Consider the following 17,159-nt stretch of genomic DNA (forward strand, 5'->3'; position numbering starts at 1 on the left):
CAGGGCTACCAGGTGGGCAGCAGCAGGAGCGCCAGCAAGACCGACACCCCGCTGGCGCAGATTCCGCAAGCCGTATCGGTCGTCACCCGCCAGCAGATCGAAGACCAGAAACCGCGCACCATCAGCGAGGCGCTCAACTACACGCCGGGGGTGTTCAGCGGTGCGGTGGGTTCCACCACCCGCTACGACTACATCGTGCTGCGCGGCTTCAGCGACCACCCCACCGCCAATGAATTCCTCGATGGCCTGCGGCTGTTTGGCGATCCGGACGGCTACAACACCCTGCAGATCGACCCCTATGTGGTGGAAAGGCTGGATGTGGTGCGCGGACCGGCCTCGGCCAGCTATGGCCAGGCCTCGCCCGGCGGCGTGGTGGCCATCACCAGCAAGCGCCCCTTGCAAGAGGACTACCACGAGCTGTCACTGACGGTGGGCAACCGCCAGCAACGCTCACTGGGGCTGGATTTCGGCGGTGCCGTGGCCGGCCGCGACGACCTGTCCTACCGCCTGGTGGCCAAGGGCAGCGCCGCCGACCAGCAACAAAACGGCGCCAGTACCGAGCGCTATGTGCTGGCCCCCTCGCTCAACTGGAAAATCAGCGACAGCACCAACCTGCTGCTGCAAGCCTATTTGCAGAAAGACCCCAGCACCGGCTACCACGGCACCCTGCCCTACTACGGCACCGTGGTCCCGCATAATGGCAAGACCATCTCCCCCACCTTCAACGAAGGCTCCAGTGGCGACGGCATGAACCGCGAGCAGCAATACTATGGCTATCAGCTGGAACACCGCTTCAATGACGCGCTGACCTTCCGCCAGCAATACCGCCTGCAACTGAGCAAGACCGACCTGAGCCAGTATTCCGATGTCGGCTGGGTATCCGACAGCTCCGACCTGCTCAACCGCACTTATGCCCGCTCCAGCGAGCGCTCCACCGCCCACATCATCGACAACAGCCTGGAAGCCCGCTTCAATGCACTGGGGATGAAGCACACCCTGCTGGCCGGGCTGGACTACCAGACCAGCCGCAACAAGGGCGACAACTCCTATACCTACACCGGCACCACCATCAATCCCTTCAACACCGTGTACGACGACAGCAGCCACCCGCTGTCCTTCAAATACTTCGACCGCAAGCGCGACCAGACCGGCGTCTACCTGCAGGACCAGATGGCACTGGGCAACTGGAAACTGACCGCCGGCCTGCGCCACGACCAGGCCAAGGTATCGGAAACCAATACCGGCACCGGCAGCCGCACCAGCTGGGAAGGTGGCAAGACCACCGGCCGGCTGGGTCTGGTGTACGAGGCAGAAAACGGCCTGGCCCCCTACCTGAGCTATAGCGAGGGCTTCGACCCCAGCCAGGCTTATGCCACCGACAGCCATGGCAATGTGCTCAAGCCGATGCAGAGCAAGCAGAGCGAAGCCGGCCTGCGCTACCAGCCCACCAGCGACATCCAGCTGTCCGCCGCGGTGTATGAGCTGCAGCAAAGCAATGTCGCCCAGTACAACGCCATCAGCTTCAGCTACGACCCCATCGGCAAGGTGCGCTCGCGCGGTGTGGAACTGGAAGCCAATGCCAGGCTGAGCAAGCAGCTGTCGCTGCTGGCTGGCTACACCTATACCGACATGCAGGTCACCGAAGGCAGCAACCAGGGCAAGACGCCCTATCTGGCCCCGGCCCACAAGGCCACCGCCTGGCTGGATTACGCCTTTGCCGATGGCGTCAACCTGGGCGGCGGGGTACGCCATACCGGCTGGATGTGGGCCGACAGCGCCAATACCCTGACCATTCCGGGTGTCACCCTGTACGACCTGCGCCTGCGCCTGCAACTGGGGCAGTTCAGCCCGTCGCTCAAGGGCAGCACGCTGCAGATCAACGCCAACAACCTCAGCAACAAGACTTACGTTGCCTCGTGCTACAGCAGCTATGCCTGCTACTACGGCGAGAAGCGCAATATCAGCGCCACCCTCAGCTACAAGTGGTAAACCAGCCCGGCAAAGAAAACGCCTGACATGGTCAGGCGTTTTTTACTGAGCGCAGGACCAGCAGCGCGCCCTTTACTCCCGCGCCAGCTGCGCCATGGAAAACCCGGCCACCCAGGGCAGGAAGCTGGCCGCCGGCATCGGCCGGGCAATGTAGTAGCCCTGGGCCACATCGCAGCCCAGCGCGCGCAGCTGCTCCCAGTCGGCACGGCTTTCCACCCCTTCGGCCACGGTCTTGCGGCCCAGATCGTGCACCAGGTCGATGGTGGAACGCACGATGGCGGCCGAATCCTTGCTGCCGGACAGATTGCAGACAAAGGACTGGTCGATCTTGATGTACTCCACCGGCAGCCGCTGCAGATAGCTGAGCGAGGAATAGCCGGTGCCAAAGTCGTCGATATACAGCGGGATGCCGTCGTCACGCCATTGCTGCAACACATGCAGGCAACTGCTGGCATCCTCCATCAGTGTGCTTTCGGTGATTTCCAGCTCCAGCAGCCCGGTTTGCAGCTGGCGTTGCTGCTGCCAGCGGCGAATCTTGTCCCCCAGCGCCTCGTCCCGCAGATTATGTGCCGACAGATTGACCGCGACCGGCAGGGCGCAGCCCTGTTGCTGCCACTCCTGCAACAGGTCCAGCACGCTGTTGATCATCCACTCGGTCAGCGGCTTGATCAGCCCGGTGCGCTCGGCCAAACCAATAAACAGCGCGGGCGACAGCAGCCCCTGCGCGCCGTGCTGCCAGCGCACCAGCGCTTCCGCACCGCACACCCGGCCACTGGCCATTTCCACCTTGGGTTGCAGATAAACCCGCAGCTCGCCCCCCTCGATGGCCTGCCGCAACTCGCCGGCCATGTTCAGATGCGGCGACTGGTCGCAATACTCCTGCGGATTGAACAGCCAGTGGCTGACCCCCTTGTCGCGCGCGGCATGCACGGCAATATCGGTCTGACGCAACAGCTCGTGTACCGAGCCGGCATAGTCGGGAAAGTGCGAAATACCGGTTTTTGCGCTGACATCCAGCCGGATGTCCGCCACCAGGAAAGGCTGGGCCAGACACTGCTCCAGCCGCTGGGCCACGGTCTGGGCGGCGGCCACATCATGTGCGGGCAACAGCACGGCGAATTCATCGCCGCGCAGCCGGGCCACCAGTGCCGAGACCGGGGCGCACTCGGTCAGCCGCCGGCCGAATTCGCGCAGGATGTGGTCACCATGGCTGAAGCCCAGTGCATCGTTGATTTCACTGAGCCTTTCGATATTCAGCTGCAACAGCGCCAGTGGCGTTGGCGGCCCGTTCGCCATCACGGCCGCCAGGGTTTCCACCAGCTGGGTTTCGTTGGCCAGGCCGGTGAGCGCGTCATGGTGGGTCAGATAGTGCATGGCGGCCTGTGCCCGCTTTTGCTCGGCCCGCCCGCGCAACATGCCGATGCCGAAGGCCAGATCGTCGGCAAACTCGCTGAGCAAGGCGATTTCGTCACTGTCGAAACAGGCGGTGCCGCCGGTGTGGACAAGCAAAGCGCCGATGATGCGGCCATCCACCCACAAGGGGCAGGACAGGCCCTGCACTGCCTCCTTGCTGGCCATGTCGGTGCCCAGCGGCACTTGCAGCAAGCTGGGCCGTTCGCTGAAAGTGATGGCTGCCAGCATGCTGTCGGCCATGCCAGCCAGCCGTTCCAGCCCGCCGGGAAAACCATGCTGCGCCGCCGGAAACAGGCGCTCGCCCTCGGCGGCATGCAGCCAGACCGCGGCGCTGGCATAGCCGGCCACGCTGACGATAAGCCGGCACATGTCCTGCAACAGGCCGGGCTCATCGCTGGCACGCAACATGGCGTGATTGCCGGCACTGAGGGTGCGCAATGCGCGGCTGACGCCCTCCAGCTCGGCCACCCGCCCGGCCAGTTCCAGATTGAGCGCCTGTATCCTTTCTTCGTCGCGCTTGCGCCCGGTAATGTCGTTGCCCAGCACGTAATAGCCCTCCACCGCGCCGCTGCTGTCGCGCTTGGGTACATAACGGATGGCATGCCAGACACCGGCAAAGGGCTGCCAGTCGTATTCCTGCAGCTCGCCCTGCAAGGCTTTTTCTATCATCGGCTGCACCCGCTGATAGCGTTCCGGGCCAAGGATGTCGCTCACCAGGCATGCGGTGATGTCGTCATGCTCGGGAGCAAAGCGCTGGCGGTATTGATCGTTGACATAGACATAGCGCTGCTCGCGGCTGACAAAGGCGATATAGGCCGGCAAGGCGGTGATGATGCTGTGCAGATGCGCCATGCTGTCCGCCCATTGCCGGGTTTTCTCGTCCACCCGCCTCTCCAGCTGCACATTCTGTTGCTGCATGGCGCGCTCGACACTGCGTTCGAGGCTGACATCGCGAAACACCAGCACCACGCCGCGGATCTGTCCGCGGTCATCGGTAATGGGGGCGGCACTGTCGGCAATCGGCCATTCCCGGCCGTCGCGGGCGATCAGACAAGTGTGATTGGCCAGCCCCTGCACCTTGCCGGTGGCCAGCACGCGCTCCACCGGCACCAGTGCCGGTTCGCGGCTGAGCTCGTGGATGATGTGAAACACCGTGGCCACCGGCTGGCCGACCGCTTCGGCCAGCGTCCAGCCGGTCAGTTGCTCGGCCACCGGGTTCATGCGCGTGATGCGGCCGGCCGCATCGGTGGCCAGCACGGCATCGCCAATCGAATGCAGGGTGATGGAGAGGTTTTCCTGGCTGTCGGCCAGCTGCTGCCGGCTGGCTTCCAGCGCACGCAGCTGGCTGCGGATCAGGCGGTATGTGGCGGCCAGCAAGAGCAGCAACAAGATGGCGGTGATACTGCCCAGCTGTAGCAAACGCTGCCTGGTGGCCAGATAGTCCGCCTGATGCAAGTCCAGGCTGCCGCGCTCCAGGGCATCCATTTCATCCAGCAGGCGATAGACCGCCACCCTGGTTTGCAACAAGGGCGACTGAGTGGCGAAGCGGGTGGCCGCGGCGGCCCCCTGGGTCTTGCGTACCAGCTCCACCTGGCGGGCGATCTGCAGCCGCTGGTCGAGTACCCGGCGCAGGCTGCTCCAGTGCTGTTGCAGTTCCCGGCTGTCTGCGGTCAGCCGGCGAATCTGCGCCAACAGCAGTTCGCGGCTGGCAATGCCCTGATCCCGTTCCTGCAGCTGGGCCGGGTCGCCGCTCAGGCGGAAATTCTGGCTGCTCAATTCGATTTGCAGGGTATCGCCGCGTATCCGTGCCAGGCCATTGAGCACCTCATGCGAATGGGCCACGCTTTCGCCGGCACGACTTGCCTCATCCGCCACCGACCAGGTCATGGCTGTCAGCACCACCACGGCCAGCGCGGCGCTGACAAAAGCGGTAATGACTTGTGAATCAAAGCTGAAGCGCATGGCGGCATCATCCCTGTCGGTGCTGGCTGGTTGCATGCCATTTTGCACAAAGCAACTGGCAATGATGGCAGGTTCCAACCATGACTTTAGCATTAGCCACGCCTGTCCGCCGCCTGATCCGCCACAAAATCACCGTTCCGGCCCGCACATGGCACTAAAGTCGAATGGGACAGCCGCGCCGCAGACCTTAGGCTGTTGCCATGACGCCTGGTCATGCAGCTAGCAGCACAACAGCCTGTCGTCCCGGCCGGTCCTCCAGGCAGACCGGTCACCCACATAAGGAGATAACACCATGACCACAACGACTTTCTTCATTCCGCCAGTCAATGTAATGGGCGCCGGTTGCCTCAAGGAGGCGGTGAATGCCATCCAGGCCTATGGTTTCAGGCATGCGCTGATCGTCACCGACAAGGTGCTGGCCGATATCGGCGTGGCCGCCAATGTGCAGGCCCTGCTGGCCGAGCGCGACATCCAGGCCAGCATTTTCGCCGGTGCCCAGCCCAACCCCACCATCGGCAATGTCGAAGCCGGCTTGCAGGTGCTGCGGGAAAAACAGTGTGATTTCGTGGTGTCGCTGGGTGGCGGCTCGCCGCATGACTGCGCCAAGGGCATTGCCCTGGTGGCCACCAATGGCGGCAAGATTGCCGATTACGAAGGGGTGGACCGCTCGAAGAAACCGCAGCTGCCACTGGTAGCCATCAATACCACGGCCGGCACGGCCAGCGAGATGACCCGCTTTTGCATCATCACCGATGAAGCACGCCATATCAAAATGGCCATCGTCGACCGCAATGTCACCCCCATCCTGTCGGTCAACGACCCCGACCTGATGCTGGCCAAGCCCAAGAGCCTGACCGCGGCCACCGGCATGGATGCGCTGACCCACGCCATCGAAGCCTATGTATCCACCGCCGCCACGCCGATTACCGATGCCTGCGCCCTCAAGGCGGTGGAGCTGATCTCCCGCCATCTGCGCACGGCGGTGGAAAACGGCAAGAATCTGGAAGCACGCGAACAGATGGCCTATGCCGAATTCCTGGCCGGCATGGCCTTCAACAATGCCTCACTCGGCTATGTACATGCCATGGCCCACCAGCTGGGCGGGGTTTACGACCTGCCGCACGGGGTATGCAATGCCTTGCTGCTGCCGCATGTGGAAGCCTTCAATGCCCAGACATCTGCGGCACGGCTGGCGGATGTGGCGGTGGCGATGGGCGTCGACACCCAGGGGCTGACCGCCGAGGCCGGTGCCAAGGCCTGCCTGGTCGCCATCCGCAAGCTGGCGGCCGATATCGGCATCCCGGCCAGCCTGGCCGAGCTGGGCGTCAAGCATGAGGACATCCCCCTGCTGGCCAGCAATGCACTGAAAGACGCCTGCGGCCTGACCAACCCGCGCCAGGCCACGCAGCAGGAAATCGAGCAGATCTTCGCCGGCGCCATGTAAGCAGCCAGGGGCCGGTGCCACACCGGCCTGCCCTGATGCCGCGGACAGACCTTCTGCTGCGGCCTGCCCTGCCCCGGGGAAGGCCGCGCTATCTGGCCTGCGGCTGGGTGACGAAGACGATGCGATTCACCCCGGCCTGCTGTGCCAGCGCCATGACGGCCGCCACCGCCTGGTATGGCGTGGCCTGGTCGGCTTGCAATTGCAGTTCCGGATTGCTGGCGCGCACGCTGTGCAGCCGGCTGTCCAGTTGCTGCTGGCTGATGGCCTGCCCGTCCAGCTGCAGGCTGCCGTCGCGCTGCAAGGCCAGGTGCAGCACCGTATCCTGCTGTGGCGCGCGGGTGGCTGCCGTTCTGGGCAGATCGATACCGATGGCCTGATGAAACAGCGGCGCGGTAATCAGGAACACCACCAGCAACACCAGCATCACATCCACCAGCGGCGTGGTATTGATCTCGGCCATGGGCTGGCCATGCTGGCCGGAAGCAGAAAAACCGTGAAATGCCATGTTTACACCCCGCGACCGGCGGTTTGCGGCTGTCCCTCGCCACGCGGCGCCGCCTGCGCCAGCGGCATGCGCACGCCGGCCACCAGATAGGCATGCAGGCCATGGGCAAAGCTTTCCAGCTGGGCCAGCAACAGCCGGTTGCCGCGGGTGCTGGCGTTATAGCCGAGCACGGCGGGAATGGCGACGAACAGGCCGATTGCCGTCATGATCAGCGCCTCGCCCACCGGGCCGGCCACCTGATCCAGCGTCATCTGCGTGCGGCCGGACAGGCTGATCAGCGCGTGGTAAATCCCCCATACTGTGCCGAACAGGCCGACAAAGGGCGCGGTGGCCCCCACCGAAGCCAGCACGGTCAGCCCCTGTTCCAGCCTGGCCTGCAACTGCTGCAGCGCCTGCTGCAGGATGCGCCCCAGGTAATCAGCCGCATCCAGCTCGCCACCCAGTCCCACGCCGGATTTGCTGGCATAAGCCTGTGCCGCCTGCTCGGCCTGGATGGCCAGTCCGCTCAGCATGCGGCTGCCATCCTGCTGCGTCAGCACGGCCATGGCCGCCGCCTTGCCCGATGCCTGCCAGAAAGCCGGCAGCGCCTGGCGCAGCGCCCGCCGCAGCCGGCGCTGCTCGATCAGCTTGAGCAGCAGCAGGCTCCAGCTGCATACCGACATCAGCAGCAAAATGATGGTCAGTGCATGCGATACCGTATCGCCCTGCTGCCAGAAATGGGCAAAACCCAGTTGCTTGTCCATGGTGTTTCCTTGCAAAGAATCAGCTGCGGCCACCGCCATCAATGGCCCAGGCGAAAAGTAATCGGAACGATGACACTGGAGGCAATCGCGCTGCCGCCACGCCGCGCCGGGATAAAGCGCCAGCCGGCCACCACCTCGCGGGCGGCCTCATCCAGCCGGGAGAAACCGCTGCCGTGATACACCTCCACCGCCTCGGCCAGGCCGGCCGCCGAAACCCGCACCCGCAACAGGACCCGCCCCTCTTCGCCATTGCGACGTGAGGCCGGCGGATAGCCCGGTGCCGGATTGTGCAGATAATCGGCAGCAAAACCCGGTTCGCTGCTGGTGGGCTGGGGCGGCTGGGCCGGCTCGGCGCTCACCGGCTGCACCCTGGTGTCGGCACTGCTGGCCGGGGCTTGCGCCGGGGGCGTGGTGGTGGTAGCGCCGGCAGCGGCTGCCAGCACGGCAGGTGCGCGTGCTGGCCGCGCCGCCGCATGCCGCGACAGCGCCGGCAAGGGACGTGGCGGCTGGCGGGTGGGTGACACCGGCCGTGCTTGCGCCGGGGCCTCCGGGGCCACTGTCGGCAGCAGCTGTACCGCAATACTGGTGGGCAGGGGCGTGGCAGCCGGCTGCAGGGTTTGCCTGGCCAGCCAGCCGCCCAGCACGCCATGCAGCAGCAGCACCACCAGCCAGACACCGACGCGGGAGCGGTCCGCTCCGGCCATCCCTTCCATGTGCACCCCGTCCACCTGCTCTCCCCCATGCCGTGGCTGCACGGCATGGCAGCCCATCGCAGAAACTGTGCAAAGCCTCGTCACAGATTCTCAGGGCGCTACCTTAGCAGGAGTGCTGCCGCCTGCCGTGCGACCAATTGTCGCAGCCGGCAAAGTTCCCCCCTGCGACAAAATGCCACATTCCCAGCCAGCCACCGCAGCGGGCATGATCCACGCCGCCGGGAGCCATTGACCAAACCATCGTAGTGCTTGTACTGGCGGCGTCGGCATCAGCAGACAGCGGGGTTTTGTCAGTGGCTCTTAAATAACTTCTGAACTCTCAATCAATAACAAGCGGGAAAACGTGATGATGTGCAATGGAGAATTTCAATACCGCCACATGGTGCTGGCCGTGGCCATCGCCATGTGCCAGGTCGGCCATGCCCAGGCTGCAGACACGGACAAGCAGCTGGCCGAGGTGACGGTGCAATCGCAAGCGGCCAGCAGCGGCCTGCCGGACAATCTGCCGGCCAGCAGCAGTGGCATGAGCGCGGACAAGATCGCCCAGACCGTCAATGTCACCAGCACCGAAGACACGGTGAAGTACCTGCCCAATGTGCAGGTGCGCAAACGCTATATCGGCGACCAGAACAGCATCATCGCCACCCGCACCTCCGGCCAGACCAGCAGCGCCCGCGCCCTGCTCTACGCCGACGACATCCTGCTGTCCAACCTGCTGGGCAACAACTACGCCTACCCGCCGCGCTGGAATCTGGTCAGTCCCGACGAAATCGGCCATGTTGACGTGTTTTACGGCCCGTTCTCCGCCGAATACCCGGGCAATTCCATCGGCTCGGTCATCGTGCTGAGCACCCGCATGCCGGAAAAATTCGAAGCGCATGCCAGCAGCACCTTGTTTGACGAAAGCTTCAGCCAGTACAAGACCAGCCAGCATTTCACCGGCAGCAAGAACGCCGTGATGCTGGGCGACCGCCAGGACAAGCTGGCGTGGATCGTCGAAGCCGGCCACCTGGATAGCCTGGGCCACCCGGCCACCTTTGCCGCCAACCCCAACAAGTACAGCGGCGCCAGCGCAGCCACCGCCACCAGCGGTGCGGTGAGCGATACCGACACCACCGGCAACAAGCGGCTGATCATCGGTGCCACCGGCGCCGAGCACTCGATCCAGGACAACGCCAACCTCAAGCTGTCCTACGACCTGAGCCCCACCCTGAAGCTGAACTACACCCTGGGCTACTGGCAGAACAACTCCACCGTGGGCGTGGACAGCTATCTGCGCGATGCCAACGGCAATCCGGTCTACACCGGCATCGTCAACATCAATGGCCAGAAATACAATCTGGCCAATGCCTTCCAGCCCAGCAAGAAACAACAGGAACACTTTCTGCATGCCCTGTCCTTCAAGACCAGCACCGAAGGCAGCTGGGACTGGCAAGGCACGGTCAGCATTTATGACTTCAGCAAGGATACCCAGCGCAGCGCCACGGCCGGCCTGACCGGTGCCGGCACCATCACCAGGCTGGATGGCACCGGCTGGCAAACCGTCGACCTGAAAGGCGACTGGCGTCCCGGTGGCAGCCTGGCCAGCGAACACCAGCTGCGCTTTGGCTATCACTACGATCATTACGTGCTGAACAGCCGCAGCTATGCCACCAGCGACTGGCAAACCGGCAGCCAGGGCAACCTGACCGCCGCCTTTGCCGGCAATACCCAGCTTAATGCCGTGTTTGCCCAGGACACCTGGCGGCTGCGCCCCGGCACCCAGCTGATCATCGGCGGCCGCTACGAATGGTGGGATGCCTACGGCGGCGCCACCACCACCGGCAGCTATACCTCTTACGATCAGAACCGCAGCCAGCAATTCTTCTCGCCCAAGGCGGCGATGCTGTTCGACCTGAACGAACAATGGACGCTGCGCACCTCCTATGGCCGTGCCTATCGCACCCCCACCGTGGCCGAGCTGTTCCAGGGCACGGCGGCCAGCAGCAACACCATCGTCAACAACAATCCCAATCTGAAAGCCGAACGCGCCGACACCGGGGAAATCACCGCCACACGCCAGCTGAATGGCGGCACGCTGCGCCTGACCGCCTTCCGCGAAGAGCTGGCCGATGCCCTGCTGTCGCAGACCAACACCACGGTCACCCCCAACGTCACCAATATCCAGAACATCGACCGCGTGCGCACCAATGGCCTGGAACTGGCCTGGGAGCAAAGCGATGTCGGCCTGCGCGGGCTGGATGTCAGCGCCAGCCTGACCTATGCCAAGTCTGAAATCATTGCCAACGGCAACAATCCGGCCTCGGTAGGCAACCCCTTCCCCGGCATCCCGGAATGGCGCGCCACGGCCGTGGTGAGCTATCGCCAGAACGACAAGCTGTCCTATTCGCTGGCCGCACGCTACAGCAGCTTCCAGACCTCGGACGTCAACAACACCGTGGTCAATACCGACGTCTACGGGGCCAACAGCGCCTACTTCATCATGGACACGCGCATCAGCTACAAGCTGGATCGCCAGTTCACCGTGGCACTGGGCGTGGACAACCTCAACAACTACAAGAGCTACGCCTATCACCCGATGCCGCAGCGCACCACCTATGCCCAGCTGAAGTTCGACTACTGAGGCCGTGGCGGCCACCCTGCCGCCCTTCCTTGTTCGCCGTACACGGCGCGGCATCCGGCATGCCGCGCCATTTTCATTGGAACATCCGCATGAAACGTCTGCTGTTTCTTGGCCACCGCTGGCTGGGCATCCTGCTGTGCCTGCTGCTGGTGCTCTGGTCTTTTTCCGGGCTGCTGATGATTTACGCCGGCCCATCCAGCATCAGCGAATCCACCCGGCTGGCGCATGCCCCGGCCCTGACACCTGCCGCCAACTGGCTGAGCGCCGGCGCAGCCTGGCGGCTGGGCATGCCGAGCGCCGACAGCCCGCCCAGCTCGGCGCGACTGCTGGTGCAGGCCGGAGAGCCGGTCTGGCTGATGCAGGATGGCAGCGGCCAACGCTATCGCCTGTCGGCACGCGATGGCCAGCGCCATGACATCAGCGCCGCCCAGGCCATCGCCATTGCCCGCGAATGGGCACCCGGCAGCCAGCCGCAGATCCGGCAGGCCCCGTTTGCACGCGATGCCGGCACGGCGATGATGAACTACGACCCCTATCGCCCGTTTTACCGCGTCAATCTTGACGACGCCGCACAGCATGAACTCACCATCTCCCAGCGCACCGGCGAGGTGATCAAGGCCAGCAGCCGGCTGGACCGCCTGCTGTTCTGGGGCGGCAGCTACCTGCACTTCCTGCGGCCACTGGATGCCATCGGCCTGGCCGATGCCAGAAAATCCATCCAGACCTGGGGCGCGCTGGCCAGCCTGCTGGCCGTGCTGAGCGGCCTGTACCTGGGACTGTGCCGCTGGCGGCCAGGCTGGCTGGGCCAGCGCCGCTATCCCAATGGCAGCAGCAATCCCTATCGTGCGCTCTGGCAACGCTGGCATCTGTGGCTGGGGCTGTGCGGCGGCCTGCTGGCGCTAAGCTGGACACTGAGCGGCTTTCTTTCCAACAACCCATGGCAGCTGTTTTCCGGCCACCAGGGACAGGGCCGGTCGCATCATCACGCCACCGCGGCCGCCCTGCCGGCCACGGCGCTGGACTTTCCCATGGCGCAGGTCGTCGCCCAGCTGGCCGGCCAGCACATGGTGGAACTGAACTGGTATCACGCCGGCCCGCTGGCCATGCTGCAGGCGCGCGACGCGCAGCTGCGCAGCCGCATCATCACCACCCATGGCTTTGAGCTGGCGGCAGGCCAGCGCGAATTTCCCGCTGCCGCACTGCTGGCCAGCGCCCAGGCCATGACCGGCCACGCCGCCATACGCCAGGCCGAGCGCCTGCTTGCCGCGGATGATTACTACTACCCCGACCGCCATCAGGACAGCTCGCGCCGGCCACTGCCAGTCTGGCGCATCCAGCTGGCGGATCAGCCAGCCAGCTGGCTTTACCTGAATCCGCAAACCGGGGAGAAGCTGTTGCAGCTGGATCGCAGCCAGCGTACCTTCCGCTGGCTGTTCAGCGGCCTGCATAACTGGGACCAGGCCATCATGCGGCCACGGCCGTGGTGGGATGGCTGGATGCTCACCAGCAGCCTGGCGGTACTGGCGCTGTCCATCAGCGCGCTGGTACTGGCCGGCAAACGGCTGCGGCTGAAGGCAGGCGCAGCAAGACGGCGCCGTGCGGCGACGGCTGGGCAGAGCGCAACACCGGCGGTGCCGGTCAGCGCCAGCGACAGCCATTAGCGCTGAGCATAAAGACACAGGGCGGCCTGCAAGCAGGCCGCCCTGTGGGTATAAGCCGGCAGCACAATGCTGCTCAGTGGCTGCTCAGTGCTGGCCGGAACCGGCCATGCCGTCGAAAGTCATGGCCAGCATGTGCGCCACGATCTGCTCGGTACTGTAGCGTCCGTATAGCTGCATGTAATCGACCGCCGGGTCACAGGTGCGCGAGTAATAGGCATACAGCAGCACGTCGGTGGGCAGATCCGCCCGCAGCTCCCCGGCCTGTTTGGCCGCATCGACAATGCCGGCCAGCAGCTTGTGCAATTTGTACACGCGGCTGACATAGCGCAGGCTTTTGGTCAGCATTTCCCTCACCTGCGGGCTGGACGACGGCAGGAAAGGCAGCCCCCCCTCCAGCCTCACCCGCAAGGCCCACTCCAGCAATCCCGCCAGTCTTGCCCTGGCGCTCAGCGCGCCATCCTGTGCCTCGAGAAAAGCCAGCGCACCATCCAGCAGCCGGATCATCACCTCGGTGGCCAGCTCTTCCTTGGATTTGAAATGCTTGTACAGGCTGGGCTTGGAGATGCCCGCCTCACCGGCGACATCGTCCATGGTCATCAGGTCGAAACCCTTGCTGGCCAGCAACTTGGTCGTTGCATCCAGCACTGCCTGTTCGCGCAGCTTGAAGGCTTGATCCTTGAAGCTGAGCTTGCTGAAAATACTCATGAGTACAACCTTTTACTAATTGGTAGCTTTTTTTCCAAAGCAGTTATATCCTGAATATAAGCACTACGGCACGGTGTGCCAAGCTGTTTTCTTCATTCCGAACCGTCAATCCGAACCGTCAACGGGAGATCAGGTGAACCAAGCCAGCCCCAAGCGCCAGCGCATCGCCATCATCGGTGCCGGCATTTCCGGCCTTGCCAGCGCATGGCTGACCGCAGGCCACCATGATGTGACGCTGTTCGAGGCAGGGGATTATGCCGGCGGTCACACCAATACCGTGGACGTCGAACTGGAAGGCCAGCGCTGCGCGGTGGATACCGGTTTTCTGGTGTTCAACGAGGCCACCTATCCCAATCTGATCGCGCTGTTTCAGCAGCTTGAGCTGCCCTGCAGCGGCAGCGACATGTCGTTCAGCGTCTCGGTAGACCAGGGGCGGGATGAGTGGGCCGGCAGCAGCCTGTCCAGCGTATTTGCCCAGCGCAGCAAGCTGCTGTCCCCGTCGTTTTACGGCATGCTGGGCGATATCCTGCGCTTTAATGCGGCAGCCACTGCCAATCTGCAGCTGGCCGCCGGGCAGGGGCTGACACTGGGCGAATTGCTGGAACAGGGCAGCTACGGCAAGCGTTTTCGCGATCACTACCTGGTGCCGATGGCTGCGGCCATCTGGTCCAGCCCGGCCAGCCAGATCCTGGCCTTCCCGGCCGAAACCTTTCTGCGCTTTTGCATGAATCACGGCTTGCTGCAGATCCGCCACCGGCCGCGCTGGTTTACCGTGCCGGGGGGCGCACGCCAGTATGTACAGAAAATGCTGGCCAGCCTGGACGATGTGCGCCTGTCCAGCCCGGTAAGCCAGGTTGAGCGCCATGAGCACGGTGTCACGGTCAGCAGCCGCCACGGCGCGGAGCACTTCGACAGCGTGATTTTCGCCACCCATGCACCGCAAACCCTGCGCCTGCTGGCGGATGCCAGCGCCGAAGAACGCGCCGTGCTGGGCGCGGTGCAGTACCAGAGCAATATCGCCGTGCTGCATACCGATACCAGCCTGCTGCCGCGCCGACGCCAGGTGTGGTCGGCCTGGAACTTCCTGTCCGATGGCAACGGCAGCGGCCAGCGCGCCGTCTGCGTCAGTTACCTGCTGAACAAATTGCAGCCGCTGCCCATCAGCACGCCGCTGATGGTGACGCTCAATCCGCTGCAGCAGCCGGAAGCCTCACAGGAACTGGCACGCTTCCTGTACGAGCACCCGCTGCTGGATGCGGCAGCCATCGAGGCGCAGCGCCGGCTGCCGGCCATCCAGGGCCGGCGCCATTGCTGGTTTGCCGGTGCCTGGACCGGTTACGGCTTTCATGAAGACGGGCTGAAATCCGCGCTGCGCGTGGCTGCCGATTTCGCCCCGCTACCGCACTGGGCCAGGCTGTGAACGGGCCGGCTGCCTACCTGCTGACCGGCAGCGTCATCCACCAGCGGCTGCGCCCGGTCCACCATCGCTTCCGCTATCGGGTGTTTGCGCTGCGCTTCAGGCTGTCCGCACTGGAGTCCATCGGCAAGGGCTGGCTGGGAATGTGGCTGGGCGTGGATCGCTGGCGTCCGCTAACGCTCAAGCGCCGTGATCATGGTGCCTGCGATGGCAGCCCGCTATTGCCATGGATACGCCAGCACCTGGCCGCAGCCGGCCTGCCCTGCGATGGCGAGGTATGGCTGCAATGCTTTCCGCGCCTGTTCGGCTACGCCTTCAACCCGGTCAGCTTCTGGTATTGCCACAATGCCGCCGGCGAGCTGATCGCCCTGCTGGCCGAGGTGAACAATACCTTTGGCGAGCGCCATGGCTATCTGCTGGCCAATCCGGATGGCAGCCCCATCCGCAATGGCAGCACCCTGCGCTGCCGCAAACAGCTGCATGTGTCGCCGTTCTGCCAGGTGGCCGGACACTACCGTTTCCGGCTGGCCGAATGCGCCGGGCGCATGCTGATGCGCATCGACTACCACGATGATGTCGGCGAACTGATCAATACCAGCATTTCCGGCCAGCTGCAGCCGCTGACGGCGCCGGCCCTGGCCAGGGCCGTGCTGCGCCAGCCACTGCTGACCCTGGGCGTCATCTGGCGCATTCACTGGCAGGCATGGCAGCTGTGGCGGAAAAAACTGCCCGTCTATCGCAAACCGCTCGCCCCTTCTCACTCGCTCAGCCATGGACAGGAGCCGCAAGCATGAACCTCAGCCACACCCTGGACAAACTGCCGCCCGCACTGCCGCCCAGCGCCCGCCTGCTGCTGTCGCGACTGCAACAGTTGCAGAGCGGGGGCTTGCGCTTGCTGACACCGGCCGGCCATGCGCTGTGGTTCGGCCAGCCGCAGCACAGCGAACATGCCGAACTGCATATCCACGACTGGGCCGGCTGCCGCAAGCTGCTGACGGCCGGCGACATCGGCTTTGCCGAAGCCTATCGCGACGGGCTGCTGGACAGCCCGGAGCTGACCGCCCTGCTGCGACTGGCCCTGCGCAACGAACACGCCGTGCCGCCGGCGCTGTCCGGCAGCCTGCCGGCGCGATGGTGGTATCGGCTGAAGCACCTGCTGCGGCGCAATAGCCGCCGTGGCAGCCGGCGCAACATCCACGCCCATTATGATCTGGGCAATGACTTTTACCGCCTGTGGCTGGACCCGTCCTGGACCTACTCCAGCGCCTGGTTCAACGGCAACTACGCGCAGTCGCTGCAACAGGCACAACAGGCCAAGTACCAGCGCATCTGCGACACGCTGGGCCTGCAGCCGGGCATGCGGGTACTGGAAATCGGCTGCGGCTGGGGCGGGTTTGCCGAACACGCCACGCGTGCCGGCATCGCGGTGCATGGCATCACCATTTCACCGGCCCAACTTGAACTGGCGCGCCAGCGCCTGGCCGGCCAGCCGCTGGCCCAGCTGGAATTGCGCGACTACCGCGACCTGGACGGCCAGTACGACGCGGTGGTGTCCATCGAGATGTTCGAAGCGGTGGGCGAAGCCTACTGGCCGCAATATTTCCGCACGGTGCGCCGCTTGCTGCGCCCGGGTGGGCAGGCACTGATCCAGAGCATCACCATTGCCGACGCCTATTTCGAACGCTACCGCGCCAAGAGCGACTTCATCCAGCAATTCATTTTCCCGGGCGGCATGCTGCCCAGCCCCAGCCGCTTCAGCCAGACCGCCAGCGCCGCCGGCCTGCACACCAGCCAGCGGCTGGACTTTGGCCCGGACTATGCGGAAACCCTGCGCCGCTGGCGCCAGTCCTTCGAGGGGGCGCTGGACAGCGTGCGCCAACAGGGCTTTGACGAAGCCTTCATCCGCCTGTGGCGGCTCTACCTGTGTTATTGCGAGGCCGGTTTCGACGAAGGCCGCATCGGCGTCAGCCAGTTTCTGTTGCAA

Annotated in this window: 12 protein-coding genes; 7 read left to right on the forward strand and 5 right to left on the reverse strand. The window is 64.4% G+C overall.

Annotation, left to right across the window (positions count from 1 at the left end):
• Positions 1-1,989, forward strand: a 1,989-nt coding sequence (locus tag JHD64_RS18460; protein ID WP_199054870.1) for a TonB-dependent siderophore receptor, incomplete at its 5' end; no start/stop codon positions are given.
• Between the two features lie 72 nt (positions 1,990-2,061).
• On the opposite strand, the gene JHD64_RS18465 is transcribed toward JHD64_RS18460, so the two are convergent.
• Complete coding sequence (locus JHD64_RS18465) at positions 2,062-5,400, reverse strand: EAL domain-containing protein (protein ID WP_199054875.1); 3,339 nt, start codon at positions 5,398-5,400, stop codon at positions 2,062-2,064.
• Between the two features lie 256 nt (positions 5,401-5,656).
• On the opposite strand from JHD64_RS18465, the gene yiaY reads away from it, so the two are divergent.
• Complete coding sequence (yiaY, locus tag JHD64_RS18470) at positions 5,657-6,808, forward strand: L-threonine dehydrogenase (protein WP_110313734.1); 1,152 nt, start codon at positions 5,657-5,659, stop codon at positions 6,806-6,808.
• Between the two features lie 88 nt (positions 6,809-6,896).
• Here the strand turns inward: yiaY and JHD64_RS18475 are convergent, their stop codons facing one another.
• From JHD64_RS18475 to JHD64_RS18485, 3 genes are read right to left on the reverse strand one after another with little or no spacing between them, the layout of a single operon-like run.
• Entirely contained in the window at positions 6,897-7,313 is a 417-nt protein-coding gene (locus tag JHD64_RS18475) for a biopolymer transporter ExbD (RefSeq protein ID WP_110313733.1), read from the reverse strand.
• Positions 7,314-7,315: 2 nt separating this feature from the next.
• Positions 7,316-8,056, reverse strand: a complete 741-nt coding sequence (locus JHD64_RS18480; protein ID WP_199054877.1) for a MotA/TolQ/ExbB proton channel family protein — start codon at positions 8,054-8,056, stop codon at positions 7,316-7,318.
• 38 nt (positions 8,057-8,094) lie between these two features.
• Positions 8,095-8,784, reverse strand: coding sequence for an energy transducer TonB (locus tag JHD64_RS18485; protein ID WP_199054879.1), 690 nt, complete (start codon positions 8,782-8,784; stop codon positions 8,095-8,097).
• Between the two features lie 331 nt (positions 8,785-9,115).
• Here JHD64_RS18485 and JHD64_RS18490 point away from each other — a divergent pair, with 331 nt between their 5' ends.
• Positions 9,116-11,392 carry a TonB-dependent receptor gene (locus JHD64_RS18490; protein ID WP_199054881.1) on the forward strand — a complete coding sequence of 759 codons (2,277 nt, stop codon included), beginning with the start codon at positions 9,116-9,118 and terminating at the stop codon, positions 11,390-11,392.
• A gap of 89 nt (positions 11,393-11,481) precedes the next feature.
• A complete protein-coding gene (locus JHD64_RS18495) occupies positions 11,482-13,053 on the forward strand; it encodes a PepSY domain-containing protein (RefSeq protein WP_199054883.1) in 1,572 nt (523 codons plus the stop codon).
• Positions 13,054-13,137: 84 nt separating this feature from the next.
• Here JHD64_RS18495 and JHD64_RS18500 read toward each other — a convergent pair whose 3' ends face one another.
• Entirely contained in the window at positions 13,138-13,758 is a 621-nt protein-coding gene (locus JHD64_RS18500) for a TetR/AcrR family transcriptional regulator (protein ID WP_059287450.1), read from the reverse strand.
• Positions 13,759-13,891: 133 nt separating this feature from the next.
• Between JHD64_RS18500 and JHD64_RS18505 the strand changes: the two genes are divergently transcribed.
• From JHD64_RS18505 to JHD64_RS18515, 3 genes are all read left to right on the forward strand, one after another.
• Positions 13,892-15,178: an NAD(P)/FAD-dependent oxidoreductase gene (locus tag JHD64_RS18505; RefSeq protein ID WP_370540984.1), complete on the forward strand. Its 1,287-nt coding sequence runs from the start codon at positions 13,892-13,894 to the stop codon at positions 15,176-15,178.
• Positions 15,175-15,969 carry a DUF1365 domain-containing protein gene (locus JHD64_RS18510; RefSeq protein WP_370540985.1) on the forward strand — a complete coding sequence of 265 codons (795 nt, stop codon included), beginning with the start codon at positions 15,175-15,177 and terminating at the stop codon, positions 15,967-15,969. The genes JHD64_RS18505 and JHD64_RS18510 overlap by 4 nt, the downstream gene beginning before the upstream one ends.
• A partial coding sequence (locus tag JHD64_RS18515) for a cyclopropane-fatty-acyl-phospholipid synthase family protein (RefSeq protein ID WP_199054885.1) occupies positions 15,966-17,159 on the forward strand: 1,194 nt, incomplete at its 3' end. The genes JHD64_RS18510 and JHD64_RS18515, both read left to right, overlap by 4 nt.

It is taken from the genome of Aquitalea sp. ASV15, from assembly GCF_016429115.1.
In the GTDB taxonomy this organism is placed as follows: Bacteria; Pseudomonadota; Gammaproteobacteria; order Burkholderiales; family Chromobacteriaceae; genus Aquitalea; species Aquitalea magnusonii.

Bases quoted from the DNA above. Each gene is read 5' to 3' on its own strand.
- JHD64_RS18490 (WP_199054881.1), top strand. From the start codon at position 9,116: ATGATGTGCAATGGAGAATTTCAATACCGCCACATGGTGCTGGCCGTG.
- JHD64_RS18500 (WP_059287450.1), bottom strand. From the start codon at position 13,758: ATGAGTATTTTCAGCAAGCTCAGCTTCAAGGATCAAGCCTTCAAGCTG.
- JHD64_RS18480 (WP_199054877.1), bottom strand. From the start codon at position 8,056: ATGGACAAGCAACTGGGTTTTGCCCATTTCTGGCAGCAGGGCGATACG.
- JHD64_RS18475 (WP_110313733.1), bottom strand. From the start codon at position 7,313: ATGGCATTTCACGGTTTTTCTGCTTCCGGCCAGCATGGCCAGCCCATG.
- JHD64_RS18465 (WP_199054875.1), bottom strand. From the start codon at position 5,400: ATGCAACCAGCCAGCACCGACAGGGATGATGCCGCCATGCGCTTCAGC.
- yiaY (WP_110313734.1), top strand. From the start codon at position 5,657: ATGACCACAACGACTTTCTTCATTCCGCCAGTCAATGTAATGGGCGCC.
- JHD64_RS18495 (WP_199054883.1), top strand. From the start codon at position 11,482: ATGAAACGTCTGCTGTTTCTTGGCCACCGCTGGCTGGGCATCCTGCTG.